21 protein-coding genes and 1 pseudogene are annotated in these 25,112 nt (G+C 63.9%); 19 read left to right on the top strand and 3 right to left on the bottom strand.

Going from position 1 to position 25,112, the window contains the following annotated elements:
* The 3 genes from NEI07_RS07995 to NEI07_RS08005 form a co-directional block, all read left to right on the top strand.
* Positions 1–493 (top strand): DUF58 domain-containing protein (locus NEI07_RS07995; protein WP_456152481.1); only part of this gene is annotated, 493 nt, incomplete at its 5' end.
* Positions 493–3,261 (top strand): DUF4159 domain-containing protein, encoded by a 2,769-nt coding sequence (locus NEI07_RS08000; RefSeq protein WP_256033887.1) that lies wholly within the window; start codon positions 493–495, stop codon positions 3,259–3,261. The genes NEI07_RS07995 and NEI07_RS08000, both read left to right, overlap by 1 nt.
* Before the next feature lie 133 nt (positions 3,262–3,394).
* Positions 3,395–5,473, top strand: coding sequence for a hypothetical protein (locus tag NEI07_RS08005; protein ID WP_256033889.1), 2,079 nt, complete (start codon positions 3,395–3,397; stop codon positions 5,471–5,473).
* Between the two features lie 35 nt (positions 5,474–5,508).
* On the opposite strand, the gene NEI07_RS08010 is transcribed toward NEI07_RS08005, so the two are convergent.
* Positions 5,509–6,030 (bottom strand): VapA/VapB family virulence-associated protein, encoded by a 522-nt coding sequence (locus tag NEI07_RS08010; RefSeq protein WP_256033891.1) that lies wholly within the window; start codon positions 6,028–6,030, stop codon positions 5,509–5,511.
* 381 nt (positions 6,031–6,411) lie between these two features.
* Here NEI07_RS08010 and NEI07_RS08015 point away from each other — a divergent pair, with 381 nt between their 5' ends.
* Positions 6,412–7,521: an anhydro-N-acetylmuramic acid kinase gene (locus NEI07_RS08015; protein WP_256033892.1), complete on the top strand. Its 1,110-nt coding sequence runs from the start codon at positions 6,412–6,414 to the stop codon at positions 7,519–7,521.
* A gap of 133 nt (positions 7,522–7,654) precedes the next feature.
* Here NEI07_RS08015 and NEI07_RS08020 read toward each other — a convergent pair whose 3' ends face one another.
* The gene (locus tag NEI07_RS08020; protein WP_014889742.1) at positions 7,655–8,329 is read right to left on the bottom strand and encodes an alpha/beta hydrolase; all 675 of its coding nucleotides are present in this window, start codon (positions 8,327–8,329) and stop codon (positions 7,655–7,657) included.
* A 169-nt stretch (positions 8,330–8,498) separates the two neighbouring features.
* Here NEI07_RS08020 and NEI07_RS08025 point away from each other — a divergent pair, with 169 nt between their 5' ends.
* The 12 genes from NEI07_RS08025 (at position 8,499) to NEI07_RS08080 (ending at position 22,195) form a co-directional block, all read left to right on the top strand.
* Positions 8,499–9,041 (top strand): RNA polymerase sigma factor, encoded by a 543-nt coding sequence (locus NEI07_RS08025; protein WP_256033896.1) that lies wholly within the window; start codon positions 8,499–8,501, stop codon positions 9,039–9,041.
* Entirely contained in the window at positions 9,038–11,080 is a 2,043-nt protein-coding gene (locus NEI07_RS08030) for a VWA domain-containing protein (RefSeq protein WP_256033898.1), read from the top strand. The genes NEI07_RS08025 and NEI07_RS08030 overlap by 4 nt, the downstream gene beginning before the upstream one ends.
* A gap of 91 nt (positions 11,081–11,171) precedes the next feature.
* Entirely contained in the window at positions 11,172–12,353 is a 1,182-nt protein-coding gene (locus NEI07_RS08035; protein ID WP_256033899.1) for a cysteine desulfurase family protein, read from the top strand.
* Between the two features lie 79 nt (positions 12,354–12,432).
* Positions 12,433–13,902, top strand: a complete 1,470-nt coding sequence (gene sufB, locus NEI07_RS08040) for a Fe-S cluster assembly protein SufB (RefSeq protein ID WP_256033901.1) — start codon at positions 12,433–12,435, stop codon at positions 13,900–13,902.
* A 146-nt stretch (positions 13,903–14,048) separates the two neighbouring features.
* Positions 14,049–14,801: a Fe-S cluster assembly ATPase SufC gene (sufC, locus tag NEI07_RS08045; RefSeq protein WP_256033902.1), complete on the top strand. Its 753-nt coding sequence runs from the start codon at positions 14,049–14,051 to the stop codon at positions 14,799–14,801.
* 3 nt (positions 14,802–14,804) lie between these two features.
* Positions 14,805–16,097 (top strand): Fe-S cluster assembly protein SufD, encoded by a 1,293-nt coding sequence (gene sufD / locus NEI07_RS08050; protein ID WP_256033903.1) that lies wholly within the window; start codon positions 14,805–14,807, stop codon positions 16,095–16,097.
* Positions 16,094–17,338: a cysteine desulfurase gene (locus NEI07_RS08055; RefSeq protein WP_256033904.1), complete on the top strand. Its 1,245-nt coding sequence runs from the start codon at positions 16,094–16,096 to the stop codon at positions 17,336–17,338. Before sufD ends, NEI07_RS08055 begins: the two co-directional genes overlap by 4 nt.
* A 16-nt stretch (positions 17,339–17,354) precedes the next feature.
* Complete coding sequence (locus tag NEI07_RS08060; protein ID WP_256033905.1) at positions 17,355–17,732, top strand: SUF system Fe-S cluster assembly protein; 378 nt, start codon at positions 17,355–17,357, stop codon at positions 17,730–17,732.
* A 30-nt stretch (positions 17,733–17,762) separates the two neighbouring features.
* Entirely contained in the window at positions 17,763–18,155 is a 393-nt protein-coding gene (locus NEI07_RS08065; RefSeq protein WP_256033906.1) for a HesB/IscA family protein, read from the top strand.
* A 16-nt stretch (positions 18,156–18,171) separates the two neighbouring features.
* Complete coding sequence (locus tag NEI07_RS08070; RefSeq protein WP_256033907.1) at positions 18,172–18,549, top strand: TfoX/Sxy family protein; 378 nt, start codon at positions 18,172–18,174, stop codon at positions 18,547–18,549.
* A gap of 115 nt (positions 18,550–18,664) precedes the next feature.
* Entirely contained in the window at positions 18,665–21,394 is a 2,730-nt protein-coding gene (gene gyrA / locus NEI07_RS08075; protein WP_256033909.1) for a DNA gyrase subunit A, read from the top strand.
* A gap of 27 nt (positions 21,395–21,421) precedes the next feature.
* Positions 21,422–22,195, top strand: coding sequence for an SDR family oxidoreductase (locus NEI07_RS08080; protein WP_256033910.1), 774 nt, complete (start codon positions 21,422–21,424; stop codon positions 22,193–22,195).
* Between the two features lie 15 nt (positions 22,196–22,210).
* On the opposite strand, the gene NEI07_RS08085 is transcribed toward NEI07_RS08080, so the two are convergent.
* Complete coding sequence (locus NEI07_RS08085; protein ID WP_256033911.1) at positions 22,211–22,453, bottom strand: hypothetical protein; 243 nt, start codon at positions 22,451–22,453, stop codon at positions 22,211–22,213.
* 62 nt (positions 22,454–22,515) lie between these two features.
* Between NEI07_RS08085 and NEI07_RS08090 the strand changes: the two genes are divergently transcribed.
* The 3 genes and pseudogenes from NEI07_RS08090 to NEI07_RS08100 form a co-directional block, all read left to right on the top strand.
* Positions 22,516–23,031 carry a DNA-deoxyinosine glycosylase gene (locus tag NEI07_RS08090; protein ID WP_256033912.1) on the top strand — a complete coding sequence of 172 codons (516 nt, stop codon included), beginning with the start codon at positions 22,516–22,518 and terminating at the stop codon, positions 23,029–23,031.
* 46 nt (positions 23,032–23,077) lie between these two features.
* Positions 23,078–24,637, top strand: coding sequence for a methionine--tRNA ligase (gene metG / locus NEI07_RS08095; protein WP_256033913.1), 1,560 nt, complete (start codon positions 23,078–23,080; stop codon positions 24,635–24,637).
* Between the two features lie 156 nt (positions 24,638–24,793).
* A pseudogene (locus tag NEI07_RS08100) lies at positions 24,794–25,112 on the top strand (hypothetical protein); the annotation flags it as partial.

Here is a 25,112-nt window from a genome sequence, read left to right on the forward strand (position 1 = left end):
CGCGCCGATCTCGGCGCGCGACGTGATCGACCGGCTGGCGCGCGCTCTGGCGGACAACGCGACTGAGGCGGCGCGCGACGAGCTTCCGCCGCAGGCGCCGATTCGTCCCCGCGCCCGCGTCATTCTGATCTCCGACTTCCTCATCGATCCGGACGCGCTCGCCGCACGCCTGCGACGCTTCGCCGATGGCGGCGCCTCCGGCGCAGTCTTGATGGTGACCGATCCCAGCGAAGAAACCTTGCCGTTCTCCGGCGAAACCACCTTTCTCGACACCGACGGCGGCCCGGCGTTCTACGCAGGCGACGCGCGCAGTTTGCGCGCGGCCTACGAGCGGCGGTTCCAGGCGCATCGCGACGCGATACGCCGCGCGGCTCAGCACGTTGGCTTCATGTTCCTGCAGCATCGCACCGACAGGCCAGCCTCCGAAGCGGCGCTGGCGCTCGCCATGGGATTGCTCGGAGCGGATGGCGCAAGCTTCGAGGAGCGGCGCTGATGTTTTCTTTCGCCGCACCGCTCGCGCTGTTTGGGCTCATCGGCCTGCCGATGATCTATTGGCTGTTGCGGGTCACGCCGCCGCGTCCGCGCGAGATCGTGTTTCCGCCCACCAAGATCCTGCGCGAACTCAAGCCCGACGAAGAGACGCCGGCAAAAACCCCTTGGTGGCTGATGGCGCTCCGGCTGGCGCTCGCCGCGGCGTTGATTTTCGCGATGGCGGGGCCGGTTTGGGCGCCGAGCGGCGGCGTCGCGTCCTCCGCGCCGACGCTCGTCATCCTCGACGACGGCTGGACGGCCGCGCCAACATGGGAGCGACGCATTGCTGGCGCTGCATCAATCATCGAGTCGGTCGCGCGCGCCGGCGGTCCGGTCGCGGTCGCGCTCGCATCCGAGACTGCGGCGCCCGTTCCAGGCGACGGGCCGCGCGCGATGGAAAAACTGCGTTCGGCGCGGCCCAAGCCATTTCTGCCGGACCGCAAGGCGATCGGCGAACAGGTCATCGCTTTCGCCCATGCCCATAGAGCGGCGCGCATCGTGTGGATCAGCGACGGCGTCGCGCAGGGCGACGCGGCAGGCTTCGTGCGCGCGCTGAAAGAGTCGGGCGCAGCGGGAGTCGAGGTTTACGTCGAGGACCATGCGCCGCGCGCGCTCGCCGCGCCGACAAATGACGCTGCCGCGCTGAGCGTCGATGTGCTGCGCATCGGCGACGACGCGTCGGCGGTCGTCGACGCGCTCGACGCGAAAGGTCGCACGGTCGGCCGAGCCGCAGTTGATTTTGGCGGCGCGCCGCGCGTTCGGGCGAAAATCGAGCTGCCGGTCGAACTTCGCAACGAGGTTAGTCATCTGCGCATCGAAGGGGAAAATTCCGCCGGCGCTATCGCGCTTCTCGACGCGCGCTCGAAAGTGAAGCGGGTGGCGCTGATCGGCGGCGGCGCCGCCGATGAGGCGCAGCCGTTGCTCTCGCCGCTCTACTATCTCGAAAAAGCGCTTGCGCCCTTCGCACAAATCCGCACGGCGCGTCCCGGCGTTGTGGATCCGGTGCAGGCGTTGCTCGCCGAACAGCCCAATATCATGGTGCTCGCCGATGTCGGGCTCGCGCCCGGCGAGACCTTCGAGGCGTTGTCGCGCTTCGTCGAAGAAGGCGGGACGCTCATTCGTTTCGCAGGGCCGCGTCTTGCCAACGCCGACGATGGTCTGCTGCCCGTGCGCCTGCGCCGGAACGGCCGCGTGCTCGGCGGCGCCATGTCCTGGGAGGAACCAAAGGCGCTCGCCGAGTTTGACGCCACGAGCCCCTTCTTCGGCCTGCCGGCTTCGAAGGACGTCACTGTGCAGCGGCAGGTGCTCGCCGAGCCTGATCCGGGACTTGCGGACAAAACCTGGGCCCGCCTCTCGGATGGCACGCCGCTCGTGACGGCGGAACGGCGCGGCAAGGGGCTGATCGTGCTGTTTCACGTCAACGCCGACGCCAATTGGTCGAATCTGCCGATCTCGGGGCTTTTCGTTGAGATGCTGAAACGGATCAGCGCCATGGCTGGAGAGTCGGCGCCTTCGGGCAGCGAACGGTCCGAGATGGTCGTCGATCCGTCGGCGTTGGCGCCGATGCGCCTTCTCGACGGGTTTGGCGCGCTCGGCGCGCCAGGCCTTTTCGCGCAAAGCATTCCGCCCGGATTTGACGGGCCTGCAAGCGCCGAACATCCGCCCGGGCTGTATGGCTCGGGGGAGGCTTTCGTCGCGGTGCAGACCTTGCGTCCGACTGACGAGATCAGCGCTTTCGATTTCGCCGCGGCCGGACTGAGCGCGAGCATGCTGCGCGCCGGCGGCCAGCTTGATTTACGCGGGCCGCTGCTCGTCTTCGCGCTCGCCGCCTTCATCGCCGATGCGCTGATCGCTCTGGCGCTTGCCGGAAAGCTGCGCCTGCGGCCTCTTGGCGCCGCGACCGCCGCGCTTCTGGCGCTCTCTTGCGTAGCGGCGACGATTGATGAAACGCGGGCGGAGACGGCGCCGAAATCCGCCGCCACCCAGCGCGACAAGGACGCCGCGCTGACGGCGCGGCTCGCGTATGTGATCTCGGGCGACGCCCATGTCGATGAAATATCGCGGCTGGGCCTCGAGGCGCTCACCCAAGCGCTGAATGCGCGCACCTCCTTCTCGCCGGGAGATCCGGTCGGCGTCGATCCGGGGAAGGATGAACTCGCCTTTTATCCTTTGCTCTACTGGCCGATCGTCGCGAGCGCTCCGCAGCCGCCTGCCAAGACGGTGGCGAAAATCACCGCCTATATGAAGCAGGGCGGCACAATCATCTTCGACACGCGCGACGCTTTGTCTCAACGCGTCGGCGGTGCGCCGACTCCAGAGGCGCAATGGCTGCGCGATCTGACGAAAGGCTTGGACATTCCGCCGCTGGAAGTGACGCCGCGCGATCACGTCATCACCAAGACCTTCTATTTGCTCGATGGATTCGTCGGCCGCTACGCCAATGGCGAGACCTGGGTCGAGGCGCTGCCGCCGGAGCCGAAAGATCAGGCCGCGCGTCCAGTGCGCGCAACGGATAGCGTCTCCGCGATCGTCATCACCTCGAACGATCTCGCCGCGGCCTGGGCGCATGACAAACGCGGCCAGCCGCTGTTTCCGTTGACGCCGGGCGGCGCGCGTCAGCGCGAATTCGCGCTCCGCGGCGGCATCAATCTTGTGATGTATACGCTGACCGGAAATTACAAATCCGATCAGGTGCATGTGCGCGACTTGCTGGAAAGGCTGGGCCAGTGAGCGGCGTCGTGATTTCGCAACCGAATTCAGCCGCGTCATGGCCGGGCTTGGCCCGGCCATCCACGTCGAGGCGGCACGGCGTGGATGCCCGCGACAAGCGCGGGCATGACGGCGCGACACGGGGCGGGCGCGCATGAGCGACCTCACGCTCGCCTTTTCGCCGCTCGTTCCCTGGTCGGCGCTGATCGTTCTCGGCGTGCTTGGCGCCGGCGCGCTGGCGCTGATGGCGGCCAAACGCCAGCGTGGAGCGCCGCTCCGGGCGTTCGCTTTCGCCTTGCTGATCGCGGCGCTCGCCGACCCATCGCTCGTGCGCGAAAAACGCGATCCGCAAAAGAGCGTCGTCGCTGTGGTTGTCGACAAGAGCGACAGCCAGAATTTCGGCGCGAGAAACGCGCAAACGGAGGAGGCGCGCAAGGCGCTGGACTCGGCGCTTGCAAAATTCGGCGACGTCGAAACGCGCACGATCACGGTCGCCAACGACGCTTCGGGCAATGACGGCACCAAGCTCTTCGGCGCGCTCGCCGAAGTATTGAAGGATGTTCCGTCGGAGCGCGTCGGCGGGGCTATTCTTCTGACCGACGGCGTCGTTCACGATATCCCCGCCAAAGCGGAAGCGCTCGGCTTCAAGGCGCCCGTTCAAGCGCTCGTGACCGGGCATCAGGGCGAGCGCGACCGCCGCATCGAACTCGTCGAGGCGCCGCGCTTTGGGATCGTCGGCAAGGATCAGATCATCCGCGCACGCGTCATCGATCTTGGCGGCGACGGCGCCCGCATCCCGATTTCAGTGCGTCGCGACGGCGAAGCGCTGCCGACCTTCAGCCCTGTGCCGGGCGATATCGTCAGCATTCCAGTGCGCATCGAACATGGCGGACAAAACGTCGTGGAGCTGGAAATTCCATCAGCGCCAGGCGAGCTGACGCCGCTCGACAATAAGGCGGTGCTGACGATCGAAGGCGTGCGCGATCGGCTCAAGGTGTTGCTTGTGTCGGGCGAGCCGCATCCGGGCGAGCGAAGCTGGCGCAATCTTTTGCGCGCCGACGCCAATGTCGAACTGGTGCATTTCACCATTTTGCGGCCGCCGGAGAAGCTCGACATCACGCCGGCGAGCGAATTGTCGCTGATCGCCTTTCCGACCGCCGATCTCTTCGGGAAGAAAATCAACGAATTCGATCTCATCATCTTCGATCGCTATTCGAGCCAGACGACGCTGCCCTCGATCTATTTCGAGAACATCGCCAATTACGTCGAGAATGGCGGCGCCTTTCTCGCGGCTGTCGGCCCCGACTACGCGACGCTCCGCGGACTCTATTATTCGCCGCTCGAAAACATCCTGCCGGCGCGCCCCGACGGTGCGCTCATTGAGCAGGCGTTTCGCGCCCGCGTCAGCAACGACGGCGAGAAGCATCCGGTGACGCGCGGACTCGCCGGCGCCAAATCCGAACCGCCGAATTGGGGCGAATGGTTCAGGCAGGTCGACGCCAATGTGGTGAAGGGCGACTCGATCATGTCCGGCGTGCGCGACAAGCCGCTGCTGGTGCTCTCGCACGAAGGCAAGGGTCGCGTCGCGCTGCTGCTCTCTGACCAGATTTGGCTCTGGGCGCGGGGCTTCGAAGGCGGCGGCCCGCATGTCGATCTGACGCGCCGCCTGGCGCATTGGCTGATGAAGGAGCCGGATCTCGAAGAGGAGGCGCTGCGCGCCTCGGCGCATGGCCGCGAGGTCAGCGTCGAGCGCCAGACAATGAAGGAGCGACCGGCTCCGGTGATGGCGACGGCGCCGTCGGGCGCGCGCGACGAAATCGCGGTCGCGCAGGGCGAGCCGGGACTGTGGCGCGCGCGTTTCGACGCCAAGGAAATGGGCCTGTGGCGCTTCGAGAGCGAAGGCCTCACCGCGCTTGTGAATGTCGGTCCGCCCAATCCGCGCGAGTTCCGCGAAGTGGCCTCGACGACGGAGAAGCTTCAACCGCTCGTCGAAGCGACCGGCGGCACCGCGCGGCGTTTATCGAAGAACGGCGCCGACACTGTCTCGATGCCGCGCGTCGTCGAATTGCGCGACGCCAATCGCTATGGCGGCTCGGACTGGATCGGGATCAGACAGACCGGCGCCTCGACGCTCGTCGGCGTCGAAATCGCGCCGCTTGGTTTGGGGCTTTGGGCGATGCTGGCGCTCGTCGGAGCAGTGGTCGCGGCCTGGGGCTGGGAGGGGCGGCGGTAGATTTTGGGCTCCACCACCCGTGGCTCTCAAGCTGCTCAGGTGATGGGACCCCACTGACCCTTCCCTCCGCCAATGCCTGCAAACGGAATTCCTCCACCTTGATACATGCCATATACTTGACCGTTACGAATAAGATTTAGGTTGGCCCACGCGGTAGCAAAATTGCATTCAAAATCGCTCTGACCTGACAAGTCGGAAAGGTTATTATAGTAAAAAGTTCCCCATGACCGTGCGACAACGCCTCCGAATGCGCCTCCGCCTTCTCCCTTGTACTCTAGTCCAAGTGCAGGCAAATCAAGTTTGATATGGATAAGCGTGACGATGGCGTACGCGAAGAGAGTTGCGGGCGTACTGTATTTGAAAGCGGCGACATTTGGCGTCTCCGTGCGGCGCGCTCCCAGCGTGTTGTCAGTGAATTTCGAGAGACATGTTTTCAACCATGCCTTGTCGTCGGTGGCGTCATACAGTGCTCTCACGGAGTCTTCCGACGCAGCGGCGTCAATCCGTCGGAAATACTTCAAAAAATTTGAAAATAGTTGATCGTCGCCATCAGTCATGTGAGCACTCCAACATGGAAATTTAATCGCTGATTTAGAAAATGTCCTGCTTTTTGATTGGTTTAGCAAACCAAAAATCTTGATTTAAGCGCTGCTGTGTTCCCCGCTTTGGAAGGTTTGACGAAGGAACGACATGCCAAGCGTCCGGCCTCTCATTGAGGCAGACCCGCCAGGTTGTTTGAAATCAAGAGAGTCGCTGCGCAAGTTGATAACGAAGCGAATGCCTCTTTGCGCGATCTCCGGATCCCGCGTTCCGTTGAGAAATCTTCAAAAAAACGAAAGACGTGGCGCATTTCTTCTCCTACGCGCGGAATGACACGTGGGGATGCAGCAGCGCGTGATCTAATAAGGCTCCCACTGTTACGCTCGGAGCGATTCGCCTTGTCCACCTACCGCTCAATTGGCCTCATGTCCGGCACGTCCATGGACGGCGTCGATGTTGCGTTGATCGAAACCGATGGCGACGCCACTGTCGTTTTCGGGCCGACGGGGCATTACCCCTATAGTGACGCCGACCGCGCGCTGCTGCGCAATGCGCTCGCCGAAGCCGCGACGTTGGAGGATCGAAACGCGCGGCCGGGCGTTCTCGCTTTCGCCGAGCGCATGGTGACCGACCGCCACGCCGAGGCGGTCGAGGCGCTGATGCGCGACAATGAGATCGACCCGGCGAGCGTCAATATCGTCGGTTTTCATGGCCAGACGGTGCTGCACCGTCCCAAGCAAAGGCTCACGATCCAGATCGGCGACGGGCCGGCGCTCGCATCGCGCCTTGGCATCGACGTCGCTTATGATTTTCGCGCCGCCGACATCGCCGCCGGCGGCGAGGGCGCGCCGATCGTGCCCGTGTTTCATCGCGCGCTCGTCCTCGCCGGGGGCATGAAGGGCGAGGTGGCGCTGCTCAATATCGGCGGCGTCGCCAACGTCACTTATGTCGCGGACGGCGAGGAGCCGATCGCCTGCGACACGGGACCCGGCAATGCGCTGATCGACGATCTGATGCTTCAGCGCACCGGCGCGCCGATCGACCGGCACGGCCATATGGCGGCGCGCGGCCGCGTCAATGAAGCGACGCTGCTCAAGATGCTGGCGCATCCGTTCTTCGATCAGCCGCCGCCGAAATCGCTCGACCGCAACGCCTTCGCGCTCGATGCGGTCGCCAAGCTCTCGACCGAGGACGCCGCCGCGACGCTGACCGCCTTTACGGCGTCATCGGTGCTGCGGCTTTTTCCGCATCTGCCGACTCAGCCGCAATTGCTGATCGTCTGCGGCGGCGGCGCGCGCAATCCGATCCTCGTGCGCGAACTCGTCATGCGCCTGCCGTGCAAGGTGACGACGGCCAATGCGGTCGGATGGTCGGCGGATTCGATGGAGGCGCAGGCCTTCGCCTATCTCGCCGCGCGCCTGCTGGAAGGGCTGCCGATCACCTTCCCGACGACGACCGGCGCGCCCGAAGCGATGTGCGGCGGCGTGCTGGCGCGAGCGGGCGCATAAGCGTCATAGATCGCAGTGTCATTCCCGGAAGGCCGAAGGCCTGACCGGGAATCCAGAGCAGATCCAGTAATGCTCTCTTTGCTCTGGATTCCCGATCGCGCGCGTTGCGCGCGTCGGGAATGACAATGCAGCGTCAGTCGCCCCGCGCGGGAATGGCGATCCTCGGCGGATTGCCAAGACGCCTGTCGAGATAGGCGTCGACATGCGCGATCAGCGGTTCGATCCTGTTTTCGAAGAAATGGTTCGCGCCTTCGACTACGGCATGTTCGATGAGAATGCCCTTTTGCGTTTTGAGCTTCTCGATCAGCCCGGTCACTTCCTTGAGCGGCGCGACGCGGTCTTGGTCGCCATGAATGAAGAGGCCCGAGGAGGGGCAGGGCGCCAGGAAGGAGAAGTCGAAACGGTTTGCCGGCGGCGCGATCGAGATAAACCCCTCGATCTCAGGACGGCGCATCAGCAGCTGCATGCCGATCCAGGAGCCGAAGGAGACGCCCGCGATCCAGCAGGCGCGCGCTTCCGGATTGACCGCCTGCGCCCAGTCGAGCGCGGCCGCCGCGTCGGAAAGCTCGCCCGATCCGTGGTCGAAAGCGCCTTGCGAACGGCCAACGCCGCGGAAATTGAAGCGCAGCACGGAAAAACCACGCTCCGCGAAGGCGTAGTAAAGGTGATAAACGATCTGATTGTTCATCGTGCCGCCGAACTGCGGATGCGGATGCAGAATGATCGCGATCGGCGCGCCGCGCGTGGCGGACTGATGGAACCGGCCCTCGAGCCTGCCGGCCGGACCGGTGAAAATAACCTCGGGCATTCGGATTCCCTTGCGAAACGGGCAGGCGCGCCTTCTACCACGCGGGGTACTGTAAAATGCAAGGAAATTCGGCAGCCCCCGGGCCGCGGCGAAATTTCGCCGCTCCAACCCAAGGAATTCGCGATCATAGCCGTCAATAGTCTCGACGGGATCGAATAGAGGGGGCGACTTGGCGGGCGAAGACACCGACGGCGAACTGGCGCGGCGGGCGGCCGCCGGCGACGCCGCCGCCTTCGCCGTGCTGGCCGAGCGCCATTACGACCGCGTCTATGCGCTCGCCTGGCGCTGGTGCGGCGCGCGCGCTGAGGCGCAGGACGTCGCTCAGGACGCAATGGTGAAGATGGCGACGGCGATGAACGCCTTTCGCAACGACTGCGCCTTTACGACCTGGGCCTATCGCATCGCCTATACGACCGCGATCGACCACATCCGGGCGCGGCGCAAAATTGTGGCGCTCGAACCGGCGCGCATGTCGGCGCTCGTGGACGGCCCCGACGGCGACACCCCAGAGGATGAGATGATGGGGCAGGACCTTTGGCGCGTGGTGCGCGCCCTGCCGGATCAGCAACGCGACGCCGTGCTGCTCGTTTATGCGCAGGACCTTTCGCATGGCGAGGCGGCGGCGCTGATGGGTTGTTCGGAGAAGACCGTGTCGTGGCATCTGCATGAGGCGCGCAAGCGTCTGAAGAACCAGTTGGAGCCCGCGCGATGATCGAACCGGATCTTACGCGCCTCAAAGACGCGCCGGTTCCGCCGCCGGATAGCGACGCCAAGCGCGTAGCGCTCGCGGCGGCGATGGCCGCTTTTGAAAAAGGCGCAGCCGAGGCCCAAGGATCGGCCGCGCCGCAACGTCTCAGTCACGCATCCTCTCCAATGGAAGGGAAAAGAAAGATGCGTCAGACGTTCTATTTCGATCGCGCGCTCGCGGCCTCGATCATCGCGCTGATGATCGGCGCGCCCGCCGCCTTCATGCTCTCGCGCAACTATTCGCCGGGCGGCGGAAGCATATCCAGTCTTCCGATCGGCCGCGCCGCGCCGCCGGCCGAGATCGCCTTAGCGCCGCGCGTGAAGGCGCCGGCAGCGATTTCGCCGGCTCCAACTCCCTCTGCGCCCTTGGCGCGAGAAGAGAGAGCGAAGACGGCGGGCGCGCTTGGCGGCCGAGCCGATGGCGTCGCCGCGCCGCCTCCGCGCCTCGCCGGTTCGGTCCGAAAGGACGCCGCGCCGCCTCCGCCGCGATCTCTTCAGCCCGCAAAACCGGTCGCCGCGATCGGCGCCGAAGGCGCTCGGCCGTCGCCGCCGGTCGACACGAATGTCGTGCCGGAAAGCGAGTTTCGCGACAGGTTCGAGTCAAAGGAGACGAGCCCTGTCAAGTCAGCGGCGAGCGAGCCCATCTCGACCTTCTCGATCGACGTCGATGCCGCCTCCTACGCCTTTGCGCGCCGCGCGCTCAACGCCGGGCGCCTGCCACCCAAAGATTCGGTGCGGGTCGAGGAGTTCGTCAATTACTTTCCCTACGACTATCCGAAGCCCGAAAGCGCGCAGACGCCATTCAAGCCGACGATCATGGTGACGCCCAGCCCGTGGAGCGCCGGCAATCGCCTCGTGCATGTGGCGATACAGGGCTATGCGCTGCAAAGCGCCGAGCGCCCGCGCGCCAATCTCGTGTTTCTGATCGACGTGTCGGGCTCCATGTCGCCGCAGGATCGGCTGCCGCTCGTCAAAAACGCGCTGCGGATGCTTGTCGACGAGTTGAAGCCTGAAGACACGATCGCGGTCGTCACCTATGCTTCGGGCTCCGGCGTCGCGCTGGAGCCGACGAAGATTGCCGACAAGGCCAAAATTCTGGCGGCGATCGACGCGCTCGGCGCGGGCGGCTCGACCGCCGGCGCGCAAGGCATTCAGGACGCCTACCGTCTGGCCGAAAGCAATTTTGACAGATCGGCGGTCAATCGCGTGATCCTCGCCACCGACGGCGATTTCAATGTCGGCGTCACCGATCAGAGCGAATTGAAAGGGCTGATCGAAAGAAAGCGCGAGAAGGGCGTTTTCCTGTCGATACTCGGCTTCGGCCAGGGCAATTACAACGACGCGCTGATGCAGGCGCTGGCGCAGAACGGCAATGGCGCGGCGGTCTATGTCGATACTCTGAACGAAGCGCGCAAAGCGCTCGTCGAGGAAGCGTCGTCGACGCTCTTTCCTATCGCCAAGGACGTCAAAATCCAGGTGGAGTGGAATCCCGCGCGCGTCTCCGAATATCGCCTGATCGGTTATGAAACCCGCGCGCTGCGCCGCGAGGATTTCAACAACGACAAGGTGGACGCGGGCGACGTCGGCTCCGGTCACCGCGTCACCGCGATTTACGAGATTACGCCCGCGGGATCGGAGAAGAAACTGCTCGACGATTTGCGTTATGGCAAGAAGACGCCGACGCCAGCGGCGGCGCAGGCGGAAAGTGAGCTCGGCTTCCTCAAGCTGCGCTACAAGCTGCCGAAGGAGGAGGCCTCGCGGCTCATCGAGCAGCCGATCGCCGAGCAGCAAAGCGTGGAAAGCCTTGCGCGCGCGCCCCAGGATGTGCGTTTCTCTGTCGCCGTCGCGGCCTTCGCGCAGCTGCTGAAAGGCGCGCCCTATCTCGGCGAATATGGCTATGACGATGTGATCGCGCTGGCGCAGAGCGCCAAGGGCGACGATCCGTTCGGTTACCGCGCGGAATTCGTCAATCTCGCGCGGCTGGCCAAGTCGGCGCGGCCGTAAGCCGATCTTTTCCGTAAGGCGCGATGCAGGCGCGAAAACGCGCCTGCGTCGCCGCGCTCTGCTAGAATGGCGGCGACCGAAACCGAGGCCCATGTCCGCACGCATGTCCGCACGCATGTCCGCACGCGTCTATCTCGACCACAATGCGACATCGCCGCTGCGCCCGCAGGCGCGGGCGGCGATGCTCGACGCGCTGGAGACGCTTGGCAATCCTTCTTCCATCCATGCCGAGGGCAGGGCGGCCAAGGCGCTGCTCGAAGACGCGCGGGCCGCAGTCGCCAATGCAATTGGCGCGGAGCGGCGCAGCGTCGTTTTCACCAGCGGCGCGACCGAGGCGGCAAGTCTCGCGCTTACGCCGGCGCTGCGCCGAGAAGGCGACGAAGCGCCCATCGACGTCTTGCTGATCGGCGCCGGCGAACACCAATGCGTCCTGCAAGGGAACCGCTTTCCGCCCGACGCGGTCGAAACGCTTCCGCTGACCTGCGAAGGCGTCATTTCCCTCGCTGCGCTGGAAGAGGCGCTGGCGCGGCGCTCCGGCCGCCGGGTGATGCTCGCGCTGCAGGCCGTCAACAATGAAACCGGCGTCATCCAGCCTGTCGCCGAGGCGGCGGCGCTGATCCATGCGGCGAACGGAGTCGTTGTCTGCGACGCCGTGCAATCCGTCGGCCGGCTGAAGACGACATTCGCGACGACCGGCGCGGATATAATGTTCTTTTCCTCACATAAGCTGGGCGGCCCCATGGGCGTCGGCGCGCTCGCCTTTCGTGACGAGAGTCTGCATCTGGAGACGCCGGTGCTGCGCGGCGGCGGCCAGGAGTTCGGACGCCGCGCGGGCACGGAGAATGTTCCCGGAATCGCCGGCTTTGCGGCGGCGCTGACGGCGGCGACCGCAGATTTGGCGGGGGAGGCGTCTCGACTCGCCGATTTGCGCGACGCGCTGGAGCGGCGCGTCTTGAAAGTTGCGCCCGACGCCCGATTCTACGGATCAAGGGCGCCGCGCGCGCCAAACGCCAGCGCTTTCTCAATCCCTGGCCTCGCCCCACGCATAATGCTGATGGCGCTTGACCTTGAGAATGTCGCGCTTTCAGCAGGCTCAGCCTGTTCATCGGGCAAAATGACGGAATCACACGTGCTTGCGGCGATGGGCGCGGCTGAAAGGGAGGCGCTGAGAGCCAGTTTCGGTTGGTCTTCGACGCAAGAGGATGTAGAAGAGTTTGGAAAGGTTCTTGCACGTGTCGTGGATCGCATGAGATCCCGGCATTCCGCCGCCTAGTCGACGCCAAAAGGTGCTAGGCTGAGGCGGAACGATCGGCCGGCGGGCCTTGAACCCGTCGTGACGAGGAGAAAGACAGATGGCGGCTCGTCAGGAGACCGTTGCGCGCGTCGAATCCATCGACGTCGACGCCTATAAGTACGGGTTTTCGACCGATATCGAATCGGAAAAGGCCCCCAAAGGGCTGAATGAAGACATCGTTCGTTTCATCTCGGCCAAAAAAAACGAGCCGCAGTGGCTCACCGATTGGCGCCTTGAGGCCTACCGGCGCTGGCTGACGATGCCTGAGCCGCGCTGGGCGCGCGTACACTATCCGCGCATCGATTTTCAGGATCTCTATTATTACTCGGCCCCGAAATCCACGCCGGGCCCGAAGTCGCTCGACGAGGTCGATCCCGAGCTGCTCCGCACATATGAGAAACTTGGCATTCCGCTGCGCGAGCAAGAGATTCTTGCGGGCGTCGAGACCCGCCGCGTCGCGGTCGACGCAGTTTTCGACAGCGTGTCGGTCGCGACGACTTTCAAAGCGGAACTGGCCAAAGCCGGCGTGATCTTCTGCCCGATTTCCGAGGCGGTGCACACGCACCCGGAGCTCGTGCAAAAATATCTCGGCTCCGTCGTGCCTGTGACCGACAATTTCTACGCGACGCTGAACAGCGCGGTCTTCTCCGACGGCTCCTTCGTCTATGTGCCAAAGGGCGTGCGCTGCCCGATGGAGCTTTCGACCTACTTCCGCATCAATGAGCAGAATACGGGACAGTTCGAGCGCACGCTGATCATCGCGGATGAGGGCTCCTATGTGAGCTACCTCGAAGGCTGCACGGCGCCCAAGCGCGACGAAAACCAGCTTCATGCGGCGGTCGTGGAGCTCATCGCGCTCGACGACGCCGAAATCAAATATTCGACGGTGCAGAACTGGTATCCCGGCGACAGCGAGGGCAGGGGCGGAATTTACAATTTCGTCACCAAGCGCGGCGATTGTCGCGGCCGCAACTCGCATATTTCCTGGACGCAGGTCGAGACGGGTTCGGCGATCACCTGGAAATATCCGTCATGCATCCTGCGCGGCGACGGCTCGCAAGGCGAGTTCTATTCGATCGCGGTGTCGAACGGCTATCAGCAGGTCGACAGCGGCACCAAGATGCTGCATCTCGGCAAGAACACCAAAAGCCGCATCATCTCCAAGGGCATTTCCGCCGGACGTTCGCAGAACACCTATCGCGGCCAGGTTTCCGCGCATCGTAAGGCCGATGGCGCGCGCAATTTCACGCAGTGCGACAGCCTGCTGATCGGGCCCAACTGCGGGGCGCATACGGTTCCCTACATCGAGTCGAAGAACCCGAGCGCGCAGTTCGAGCATGAAGCGACCACGTCGAAGATTTCCGAGGACCAGCTGTTCTACGCCATGCAGCGCGGGCTTTCGGCGGAAGAGGCGACGGCGCTGATCGTCAACGGCTTCGTGCGCGACGTGCTGCAGCAGCTGCCGATGGAATTCGCGGTGGAAGCGCAGAAGCTGATCTCGATCTCGCTTGAAGGAAGCGTGGGGTGATGGTTTCAGCGCGTCATGGCCGGGCTTGTCCCGGCCATCCACGCCAATCGCAGCGCGACGCTCGAGGAGAGTTTTCGGAACGCCAAGACATGGATGGCCGGCTCAAGGCCGGCCATGACGCCAGGGATCGGGAAGAGTTTTAAAGAATGCTCGAAATCAAGGATCTGCACGTGTCCGTCGGCGAGCGGGAAATTATCAAAGGCCTTACGCTCAGCGTTAAGGCTGGAGAAGTCGCGGCGATCATGGGACCGAACGGGACGGGCAAATCGACGCTCTCCTACGTCATCGCCGGCCGCGAAGGCTATGAGGCGACGAGCGGCGACGTGCGGCTCAACGGAGAGAATATTCTCGACCTCGACCCGGCGGAACGCGCCGCCAAGGGCGTCTTTCTCGCCTTTCAGTATCCCGTCGAAATTCCCGGCGTCGCGACGATGACCTTTTTGAAGGCGGCGCTCAATGCGCAGCGCCGCGCCCGCGGCGAGCCGGAATTGCAAACCCCGGAGTTCATGAAGCGCGTCAAGGAGGCTGCGGCGTCGCTCGGCATCGCGCCGGACATGCTGCGCCGGCCGCTCAACGCCGGATTCTCCGGCGGCGAAAAGAAACGGATGGAAATCCTACAGATGGCGCTCCTGCAGCCGCGTCTTGCGATCCTTGATGAGACAGATTCGGGGCTCGACATCGACGCGCTGCGCGTCGTGGCGGACGGCGTCAACGCGCTGCGCTCGCCCGAGCGCGCCTTCGTCGTGATTACCCATTATCAGCGCCTGCTTGAATATATCAGGCCAGATTCGGTGCATGTGATGGCGCAGGGACGCATCATGCGGTCGGGCGGTCCGGAACTTGCTCTGGAACTCGAAGAGCGCGGCTATCAGGATTACATCGCGCAAGAGGCGGCGTAAGCGATGATCAAGCTGGCGAGCGAAGCGGAAGCGACGCTTTCCTCCTTTTACGAAGAGATGCGCGACAAGGGCGCGCCGCGCCTGCGCGCGGCCGGCTGGGCGGCGTTCTCTGAGTCTGGCGTGCCGAACCGGCGCGTGGAGTCATGGCATTACACGGACCTGAAAACGGCGATGGGCCGGCCGGCGCCGCTCGCCACCGCGTCTCGCGCCGCATTGTCGCTGCCGCGCGCGCATGATTCTCTGCGGCTCGTCATGCTCGATGGCGCTTTCCGGCCCGATCTCTCGGATATCGCGCGGCTTCCTGATGGCGTCGTCGTTCTATCGCTGCGCGACGCGCTGGGGCAAGGAGAGCTGCATGTCATGTCGGCGCTCGCCAGCGCCGATATTGGCGCGCAGGACCCGATCCTCGCGCTCAATGCGGCGCTGATGCAGGACGGCGTCGTCATTCAGATTGCGCCGGGCGCTGCGATCGACCGCGCGATCGAACTCGCGACATTGGCGTCCGCGGAAGCCGCGCAGTCTACCTATACGCGGGCGCTCGTCATGCTCGGCGCGGGCGCTCGAGCGACAGTGATCGAAACGCTTGGGGCGCTTTCGTCGGCGCCGGCGCAGGACAATAGCGCCCTCGTGCTTCGTTTGGCGCCGGGCGCACGCCTCGACCTCGTCACCCATTTCTCGGGCGGGGTCGATCAGGCGATCCGCGTCGCGTCGCTGCTCGCGCATCTCGACGTGGGCGCCATGATCAATTCCTTCGCGCTGATCGAGGGCGAAGGGTTGAATCGAAGGCAGATCTTCGCGCGCCTGGACGGCGAGAAAGCGAGAGCGGTCTTTAACGGCGCGACATTGGGACGCGGGCGCTTGCACGCCGATACGACCCTCATCGTCGATCATGCTAAGCCATGCGGCGAAAGCCGGGAAGTTTTTCGCAATATCCTCGATGACCAGAGCGTCGGCGTGTTTCAGGGCAAGGTCATCGTCCGCCCTGGCGCGCAGAAGACAGACGGCGTCATGCAGTCGAAGGCGCTTCTGCTCTCCGAGCAGGCGGCGATGAACAACAAGCCGGAGCTCGAAATCTTCGCCGACGACGTGCAATGCGGCCATGGCGCGACGTGCGGCAGGCTCGACAAGGATCAGTTGTTCTATCTCACCGCGCGCGGACTGCCGCGCCGCGAGGCCGAAGCCTTGCTCATCGAGGGCTTCGCCAATGAGGCGATGAACGCAATCGAGGATGAGCAGTTGCAGGCGTTTCTTAGCGATCGCGTCAGCGCGTGGCTTTCTAGAAGGATCAGCCGATGAACGAGATTACGCGCATTCAGACGGCTTATGACATCGAAGCGGTTCGAGCGGATTTCCCGATTCTTTCCGAGCGTCCCTATGGGAAGCCGCTTGCCTATCTCGACAACGCCGCCTCGGCGCAAAAGCCGCGCGCCGTGATCGATCGGCTGACGCGGTTCTACGAGCATGAATACGCCAATGTGCATCGCGGACTGCATTATCTCGCCAATGCCGCAACCGAAGGCTATGAGGGCGCGCGCGAGACGCTGCGTCGCTTCCTTAACGCGGAATCGACGGACGAGATCATTTTCACCCGCGGCGCGACCGAGGCCTTGAATCTGGTCGCGGCTTCCTTCGGCCAAGCGCATATCGTTGAGGGCGACGAGATTATTCTATCGATGATGGAGCACCACTCCAACATCGTTCCCTGGCATTTTCTGCGCGAGCGCAAAGGCGCTGTGCTGAAATGGCTCGAGGTTGACGACGACGGCCGCTTCGACCTCGAAACTTTCGAGAAGCTGTTCACCAAGCGCACGAAGATCGTGGCGCTCACGCATATGTCGAATGTTCTTGGCGCGCCGACCCCGATCGCCGAGGTCGCGCGCATTGCTCACGCGCATGGCGTGCCGCTGGTTGTCGACGGCTCGCAGGGCGCTGTGCATCTCGATGTCGATGTGCGTGCGCTCGACGTCGATTTTTATGTGGTGACCGGCCACAAACTTTATGCCCCGACCGGCATCGGCGCCCTTTACGGCAAGCGTAAATGGCTGGAGGCGTTGCCGCCTTTCTGTGGCGGCGGCGAGATGATCGAAACGGTGACGCTCGATGGCGTCACCTATAACGCCCCGCCGCACCGTTTCGAAGCGGGCACGCCGCCCATCGCTCAGGCGGTGGGGCTCGGCGCGGCGCTCGACTATATGGAGCGCATCGGTCGGGACGCGATCCGCGAGTATGAAGCAGGGCTGACCGCTTATGCGCACCAAAGACTGTCGCAGATCGAGGGCTTGAAAATCTATGGGCGGGCGCCGGATAAGGGGCCGATCCTTTCCTTCGACATGGCGGCGGCGCATGCGCACGACATCGCCACGGTGATCGATCGTTCCGGCATAGCCGTGCGCGCCGGGACGCATTGCGCCATGCCGCTGCTTTCGCGTTTGGGCGTCACCTCCACCTGTCGCGCATCTTTCGCGCTCTACAACACGCGCGAGGAGATTGACCGGCTGGCGGAAGCGCTCGAAAAGGCCCGCTCTCTTTTCGCCTGAGGAGAAATTCGTGTTCATGAGCGATGCTCCCAATACAAGCGAAACCCAACGCGCCGCGACGCCAGACCGGACGTCTCAGGCCATTGAAAATGAGCGGCTGACGAACGACATCGTTAAGGCGCTCAAAACTGTCTACGATCCGGAAATTCCCGCTGACATTTATGAGCTTGGCCTCATTTACCGGGTCGACATCGCGGAGGAAGGCTTCGTAGAAATCGACATGACGCTGACAGCGCCGGGCTGCCCTGTCGCCGGTGAAATGCCGGTGTGGGTCAAAAATGCGGTGAGCGCTGTGCCTGGCGTCAGCGACGTGAAAGTGAACATGGTGTTCGATCCGCCTTGGGATCGAAGCCGCATGTCGGACGAAGCGCGCGTGGCGCTCGACATGTGGTGAGCGGACACGCTCGAGAGGAATGGCTTTGCGATGACTTCCATGCAGAAGATGAGCGTGATGAACGTCAGCCCCGCCGCAGCGGAGCGGGTCCGTGGCCTACTTGCGACCGTCGCGGAAGGCAAGGGGCTGCGCGTCTCGGTGGAGAAGGGCGGCTGCGCCGGCATGTCCTACAAGATGGAGATCGCCGAACCGAAGCGGGGCGACGAGGTCATCGACATTGATGGCGGTCGCGTGATCGTCGACGCCGCGGCGGTGCTCTATCTGCTCGGCACGACGATGGACGTGAAAACGACGCAGTTCGCCTCGACCTTCGTGTTTGAAAACCCCAATCAGACGTCGGCCTGCGGCTGTGGCGAGAGCGTCGAGCTGACGCCGGCCGACCCGGAAAAGGTCGGCGGGGCGTCGCAGAGTGGGCGTTCCTGATCTCGTCGAGTCGGCCATGAACCGCGCGCGTATCGAGGAGCTTTTCGCGCCCTTTGCCGCTGTGTCCGTCAAGCGCATGTTCGGCGGCCACGGCGTTTACGTCGACGGCCTCTTCTTCGCCATCGAAGCCGGCGGCGAAATCTACCTGAAGGCCGATCAGCACAGCGCCGCACGATTTCAAGAGGCGGGCTCCCGGCCTTTCGTCTACCAAGGCAAGAACCGACCGATCACGATCTCCTATTGGAGCCTCCCTGACCAGGCGTTCGAAGACGCCGACGAACTGGTTCGGTGGGCGAAGTTTGCGGTTGAAGCCGCGCTCCGGGCAGGCCCAAAAAATGAGATTCCGGCCAGGGGGAGGCGCAAGGCGGCAAATTCCACTGAAAAAGACTGCTAGCAAGCCAATAAGCATTTGAAATTGATTGATCTTCATAAGGCGCTCGTGCTGGCGTCGCCCGCTCGAATCGCCTATAGACATGTGAACCCGACGCTATCCTTGAACTGGCGCTCACTTGGCCGACGACGACTCCAAGAAAAACGATTCCGACAAGCCCGGCTCCGACATAAGGCCGGTTTCGATCGCCGACGAGATGAAGCGCAGCTATCTCGATTACGCGATGAGCGTGATCGTATCGCGCGCGCTGCCAGACGTGCGCGACGGCCTGAAGCCAGTGCATCGGCGCATTCTGTTCTCAATGCACGAGAACGGCCACACGCCCGATAAATCATATGTGAAGTCGGCGCGCATCGTCGGCGACGTGATGGGTAAATATCATCCCCACGGCGACGCCGCGATCTACGACGCGCTTGTGCGCATGGCGCAGCCCTTTTCGATGCGACTGCCGCTCATCGACGGGCAGGGCAATTTCGGATCGGTCGACAACGATCCGCCGGCGGCGATGCGCTACACCGAGTCCCGACTCGCAAAGCCAGCGCTCGCGCTGCTCGAAGATCTTGACGAAGGCACCGTCGACTTCCAGGCCAATTACGACGGCAAGGAGCACGAGCCGACGGTTCTGCCGGCGCGTTTCCCCAATCTTCTGGTCAACGGCGCTGGCGGCATCGCCGTCGGCATGGCGACGAACATTCCGCCGCATAATCTCGGCGAGGTCATCGACGCCTGTATCGCCATGATCGATCGGCCCGACATCACCATCGCCGAACTGATGGACATCGTGCCGGGACCGGACTTTCCGACCGCGGCGAGCATTCTCGGGCGTGGCGGCATTCGCAACGCCTTCGCGACCGGCCGCGGTTCGATCATCATGCGCGCCAAGTCAGTGATCGAGACTCTGCGCAAGGATCGCGAGGCGATCATCTTCACCGAAATTCCCTATCAGGTGAACAAGGCGACGCTGATCGAGCGCATCGCCGATCTGGTGCGGGAGAAGAAGATCGAGGGCGTCGCCGATCTGCGCGACGAGTCCGATCGAGACGGCATGCGCATCGTCGTCGAACTGAAGCGCGACGCTGTCGCCGACGTCGTGCTCAACCAGCTTTGGCGTCATACGACGCTGCAGACAAGCTTTCCCGTCAATATGATCGCGTTGAACGGCGGCCGCCCGGAGCTGATGACGCTCCATGACGTGCTGCGCGCTTTCGTCGATTTCCGCGAGACGGTCGTCACCCGCCGCACCAAATTCCGACTCAACAAGGCGCGCGACAGCGCCCATCTTCAGGTCGGCCTCGCCATCGCGGTGGCGAATATCGACGAGGTCATTCGTCTCATCCGCACGTCGCCCGACGCCACCGCGGCGCGCGAAGCGCTCATGGCGCGAGACTGGCCGGCCAAGGACATGGCGCCGCTCGTCGAGCTGATCGCCGACCCGCGTCACAGACTCAGCGATGATGGCGCCATCCGGCTTTCGGAGGCGCAGGCCCGCGCCATCCTGGATTTGCGTCTGCAACGGCTCACGGCGCTCGGACGTGAGGAAATCTCCGAAGCTTTGAACAAGCTCGCCGCCGAGATCGCCGATTACCTCGACATTCTGCGCTCGCGCGAACGCCTGTTCGGCATCGTCAAGGATGAACTCCTGGCGGTGAAGGACGCCCACGCCACGCCGCGCCGCACGCAAATCCTTGAGTCCGACGGCGAGGTCGAGGACGAGGACCTGATCGCCCGCGAAGACATGGTCGTCACCGTCTCACACGCCGGCTATATCAAGCGCGTGCCGCTCTCGACCTATCGCGCGCAAAGGCGCGGCGGCAAAGGCCGTTCCGGCATGCAGACGAAGGAGGAGGATTTCGTCCATCGTCTGTTCGTCGCCAATACGCATACGCCGGTGCTGTTCTTTTCCTCGCTCGGCAAGGCCTATAAGGAAAAAGTCTGGAGATTGCCGCTCTCGGCGCCGCAGGCGCGCGGCAAGGCGCTCGTCAATCTGCTGCCGCTCGAACAAAACGAGCGCATCACCTCGATCATGCCGCTACCTGAAGATGAGGGGAGCTGGGCGACGCTCGACGTCATTTTCGCGACGACGCGCGGCACGGTGAGGCGCAATAAACTCTCAGATTTCGTCGACGTGCGCCGCAACGGCCTCATCGCCATGAAGCTCGACGACGGCGAGGCCATTGTCGACGTCGCGACCGCGACCGAGCGCGACGACGTGCTGCTGACCACACGCGACGGTCAATGCATCCGCTTCGCCGTGCCGGAGGTCCGCGTCTTCCAGGGCCGCACCTCGATGGGCGTGCGCGGCGTGGCGCTGGGGCGCGACGATCGGGTGATCTCGCTGTCCATCCTCAATCATTTCGACGCCGCCGGCGAGGAACGAGCCGCCTATCTGAAACGCGCCAACGCGCTGCGCCGGCGCATGGGCGAAGATGTTTCGCCCGAGGCGGGGAACGAAGCTGAGGAGGCGGCGATCGCCGTGGAGCTGTCGGATACGCGCTTTTACGAGATGCAGGCGGCCGAGCAGATCATTCTGACCGTGTCCGAGAACGGTTACGGAAAGCGTACGAGCTCTTACGAATATCGTACGACAGGTCGCGGCGGCAAAGGCATCGTCGCGATGGCGGTGAACGCCAGAAACGGCAAGCTCGTCGCCTCCTTCCCCGTCGGCCATGGCGACGAAATCATGCTTGTGACGGACGGCGGCCAGCTGATCCGCTGCTCCGTCGACGGCATCCGCATCGCCGGGCGCGGCGCTCAGGGCGTCATTGTCTTCGATACGGCTGAAGACGAGCGCGTCGTTTCCGTCGAACATATCGGCGACGTCGGCGAAGGCGAGGACGCCGAAGCCTAATCTGGACGCTCAACATAGGGTAGACGCATGAGCGAGCGCGGCGACGACGCAGATGGCCCCGTGCTGGTCACCGGCGCGCCGCGTCGCATCGGCCTCGCCATCGCCGAGCGCTTCGCGCGCGGGGGGCGCCCCCTCGTGCTGCACGCCTCTCCACGTTCGGCCGAAGAGGCCGAGCTTGCCGCGCACGCGATCAGGCTACGCGGCGGGCGCGCGGCGACGGCGATCGCCGATCTTGCCGACGCGGAGTCGACGCAGCGCCTCATTGAGCAGGCCAGCGAGGCCTTCGGACCGCTGCGGGTCCTCGTCAACAACGCCTCGATTTTTGAAATCGACGCGGCGCAGGACTTTTCGCTCGAACTTTACGAGCGGCAGATGCAGGTCAATCTGCGCGCGCCGCTGCTGCTGTCGCGGGACTTTGCGGCGGCGCTGCCGGCAAGCGACGATGGCGCGATTATCAATATCCTCGATCAGCGCGTTTGGCGTCTCACGCCACGCTACTTCTCCTATACGCTGTCGAAATCGGCGCTGTGGGCGGCGACGCGCACCATGGCGCAGGCCTACGCGCCGCGCATTCGCGTCAATGCCGTCGGGCCGGGGCCGGTCTTTGCAAATGCCGCGCTTGGAGAACGGGAGTTCGAGATGGAAGCCCGCGGCGTGCCGTTGCAGCGGGCCGCCGACGTCTCCGGCGTCGTCGACGCCGTCGTTTACCTCAGCCGGGCGAAAAGCGTGACGGGGCAGATGATCGCCGTCGACAGCGGCCAGCATCTGGGCTGGCGCACGCCGGACGTCGGTCCCGAATAGGCCAGGGTTGTGGCGCTAGTCGGCGCTTGGAAGGCGGCGCATCGTGAACTCGATCCGCCCATCCTCCAGCTCGCGCCAGAACTCGATCTCGGTCATATAGGCGGCCTTGGGGAAGCGCTCGAACCACTCGCGCGCCTTCGCGCGCGCCTCGAGGCGCTCCAGCGAGAAGGTCTCGCGCCGCCAGCCGTTTGTGTGACCGCTCCGCTTCTCGGCGAAGCGCCTCGCAAGATCCCTCGGCGCGATTTTGGTTACGCTCATACTCATGCTCCGAGCGATCAATTTAGCGCATCGGAGGCGGGAAGGGGAGTCGCAGATCGGTCATGACCTATTCCGTCGGCTTCCCTCCCGCGGCGACACGCGACGCAAAGCTCTTGATTCTCGGGTCGCTTCCCGGCCAGCGTTCCCTCGAGCTCCAGCAGTATTACGCGCAGCCGCGCAATGTGTTTTGGACGCTGATGGGCAGCCTGTTTGGCTTCGATGCGGGCGCTTGTTACGCTGATCGTCTCCAGAGCCTCAATGCTTACGGCGTCGCCCTCTGGGACGTCTGCGCAAGCGCTCATCGGCCGGGCAGCCTCGACCTGCGGATCGAACTCTCGACTGTGCGAACCAATGATTTTGAGCGCTTTTTCGAAACGCATCCAGACATCACGTTGATTTGCTTCAATGGCGCTAAAGCGGACAGCCTGTATCAACGGCTGGTTCTGCCCGGGCTGTCAGTTCGCGCGGCGGCGATTGCTTCACGGCGACTGCCCTCGACGAGTCCGGCGCACGCAACGCTGACATTCGCCCAAAAACAGGAAAAATGGCGATCCGCACTCGCCCCTTTTCTCGAATAGCTTTGGGGCGCTTCCCCGCGCCCAAAAACCGCGCTAGACCCAAACCATGCCTGAACGTCCCCCTTACATGATCACGACGGCCATTCCTTACGCGAATGGCGCGCCGCATATCGGCCACGCCTATGAGCGCATCGCCACCGACGCTTTCGCGCGATGGAAGAGGCTTGACGGCTATGACGTGCTGTTTGTCACCGGCATGGACGAGCACGGGCAGAAGATGCAGCGCACGGCCGAGAAGGAAGGGCTGACGCCCCTGGCGCTCGCCGACCGCACAGCCGCGCAATTCGCCAGGATGGGCGAGGCGCTGAACGCCCGCGCCGACGACATCGTCCGCACGACGCAGGCGCGCCACAAGCAGACCGTGCTCGAAATGTGGCGGCGCATGGAGGCGAACGGCGACCTCTATCTCTCCAAATACGCCGGCTGGTATTCGGTGCGCGACGAGGCCTATTACGACGCGGACGAACTCACCGAGCGCGATGGCAAGAAATTCGCGCCGACGGGCACGCCGGTCGAGTGGGTGGAGGAGGAGAGCTGGTTCTTCAAATTGTCGGCCTATGCCGAGAAACTGCTCGCGCATTATGCGGCGCATTCGGAATTCATTACGCCCGAACACTACAGAAACGAGATCGTCGCCTTCGTGAAGCGCGGGCTCACGGACCTCTCGGTGTCGCGCACGACCTTCGACTGGGGCATTGAAATTCCGCCGAGCGCGCACACCAGCGCCAAGCATGTGATGTATGTCTGGGTCGATGCGCTTACGAATTACGTAACAGCTACAGGATATCTTACGGAAGGCGGAAACAGAGCGCGCTTCTGGCCCGCCGACGCCCATGTGATCGGCAAGGACATCACCCGCTTTCACGCCATCTACTGGCCGGCGTTCCTGATGTCCGCGGGCGCGCCTCTGCCCAAGCAGGTCGTCGTGCACGGCTTCCTGTTCTCCAAAGGCGAGAAGATGTCGAAGTCGGTCGGCAATGTCGTCGATCCGATCGACTTGGCCGAGCGTTACGGCGTCGACCAGCTGCGTTATTTCTTTCTGCGCGAGATTCCCTTCGGCCAGGACGGCAACTATTCGCACGAGGCGATCGTCAACCGCATCAACGCCGATCTTGCCAATGACCTCGGCAATCTCGCGCAGCGCTCGCTGTCGATGATCGCCAAGAATTGTATGGGCGCCGTACCGCGTAAACATGCCCTTACGGATGCCGACAAAGACATTCTCGCGCAAGCGGCAGACGTCCTGGCGAAAGCCCGCGCCGCCATGGAGGATTACGCGCCGCACCACGCGCTGGCGGAAATTTTCCGCATCGTCGCCGAGGCCAATCGCTATTTCGCCGGTGAAGAGCCCTGGGCGAAGAAGAAGAGCGACCCTGCGCGGATGGAGACGATTCTCTACGTCACCGCCGAAACGCTGCGCCGGTTGGCGATTCCCCTGCAGCCGTTTATGCCCGAGTCCGCTGGCAAGCTTCTCGATCTCCTGGACGTCGGTCCGGACGAGCGGGACTTGGCGCACGCCGACGAGGCGAACGCCCTGCAGGAGGGCGCGCCGCTGCCGCCGCCGACGCCGGTGTTTCCGAGGTTTCTGGAGGAGGAGGCGCGTTAGTCCCGCTCCAGCGGGCCCCGGGAGCCGAGCGCAGGCGTCGACGGGTCGGCCTTGACGCGGGCCGCCGCTTGTGGTCGCCATGCGCTGACCACAATCAGCCGTTTCAAATGGCGGCGGCGAGCAAGTGACCGTCGTCTTTGCGGCTTGTCGGCCAAAGTGCGGGCGTGCAAGTATGAACGTCCGGGCTCCTTAGTAAAGGAACTCGCGCCGCTCGATCGAGCGTTCGCGCAACAACATCCGCCCGTTGCGGCGTATCTCGGACGGCTCTTTTCTTACAGAGGAACTCATGGAATGGCGCGTGGCATTTCAACAATTCTGACGGCGGTTATCTTCGGGGCGATCGGTTTTGGCCTCGGCATCTACGCTGCGCCGACCGAAGGCGTCGCCAATCTGAAAGCCGCGATCGAGGGCCGGTTCAAGCCTGCGCCCCCAGCGGAAGAAGCCGCGCCGGGCGAAGCGCCCGCGACGACAGCCG

Source organism: Methylocystis suflitae, from assembly GCF_024448135.1.
In the GTDB taxonomy this organism is placed as follows: Bacteria; Pseudomonadota; Alphaproteobacteria; order Rhizobiales; family Beijerinckiaceae; genus Methylocystis; species Methylocystis suflitae.

What these genes read in the sequence shown, in the direction of transcription:
- NEI07_RS08060 (WP_256033905.1), top strand. Translation starts at nt 17,355, where the DNA reads ATGAGCGATGCTCCCAATACAAGCGAAACCCAACGCGCCGCGACGCCA.
- NEI07_RS08020 (WP_014889742.1), bottom strand. Translation starts at nt 8,329, where the DNA reads ATGCCCGAGGTTATTTTCACCGGTCCGGCCGGCAGGCTCGAGGGCCGG.
- NEI07_RS08065 (WP_256033906.1), top strand. Translation starts at nt 17,763, where the DNA reads ATGACTTCCATGCAGAAGATGAGCGTGATGAACGTCAGCCCCGCCGCA.
- NEI07_RS08090 (WP_256033912.1), top strand. Translation starts at nt 22,516, where the DNA reads ATGACCTATTCCGTCGGCTTCCCTCCCGCGGCGACACGCGACGCAAAG.
- NEI07_RS08055 (WP_256033904.1), top strand. Translation starts at nt 16,094, where the DNA reads ATGAACGAGATTACGCGCATTCAGACGGCTTATGACATCGAAGCGGTT.
- NEI07_RS08030 (WP_256033898.1), top strand. Translation starts at nt 9,038, where the DNA reads ATGATCGAACCGGATCTTACGCGCCTCAAAGACGCGCCGGTTCCGCCG.
- NEI07_RS08005 (WP_256033889.1), top strand. Translation starts at nt 3,395, where the DNA reads ATGAGCGACCTCACGCTCGCCTTTTCGCCGCTCGTTCCCTGGTCGGCG.
- sufD (WP_256033903.1), top strand. Translation starts at nt 14,805, where the DNA reads ATGATCAAGCTGGCGAGCGAAGCGGAAGCGACGCTTTCCTCCTTTTAC.
- NEI07_RS08085 (WP_256033911.1), bottom strand. Translation starts at nt 22,453, where the DNA reads ATGAGCGTAACCAAAATCGCGCCGAGGGATCTTGCGAGGCGCTTCGCC.
- metG (WP_256033913.1), top strand. Translation starts at nt 23,078, where the DNA reads ATGCCTGAACGTCCCCCTTACATGATCACGACGGCCATTCCTTACGCG.
- NEI07_RS08080 (WP_256033910.1), top strand. Translation starts at nt 21,422, where the DNA reads ATGAGCGAGCGCGGCGACGACGCAGATGGCCCCGTGCTGGTCACCGGC.
- sufB (WP_256033901.1), top strand. Translation starts at nt 12,433, where the DNA reads ATGGCGGCTCGTCAGGAGACCGTTGCGCGCGTCGAATCCATCGACGTC.
- NEI07_RS08000 (WP_256033887.1), top strand. Translation starts at nt 493, where the DNA reads ATGTTTTCTTTCGCCGCACCGCTCGCGCTGTTTGGGCTCATCGGCCTG.
- sufC (WP_256033902.1), top strand. Translation starts at nt 14,049, where the DNA reads ATGCTCGAAATCAAGGATCTGCACGTGTCCGTCGGCGAGCGGGAAATT.
- NEI07_RS08070 (WP_256033907.1), top strand. Translation starts at nt 18,172, where the DNA reads ATGAACCGCGCGCGTATCGAGGAGCTTTTCGCGCCCTTTGCCGCTGTG.
- NEI07_RS08010 (WP_256033891.1), bottom strand. Translation starts at nt 6,030, where the DNA reads ATGACTGATGGCGACGATCAACTATTTTCAAATTTTTTGAAGTATTTC.
- NEI07_RS08035 (WP_256033899.1), top strand. Translation starts at nt 11,172, where the DNA reads ATGTCCGCACGCATGTCCGCACGCATGTCCGCACGCGTCTATCTCGAC.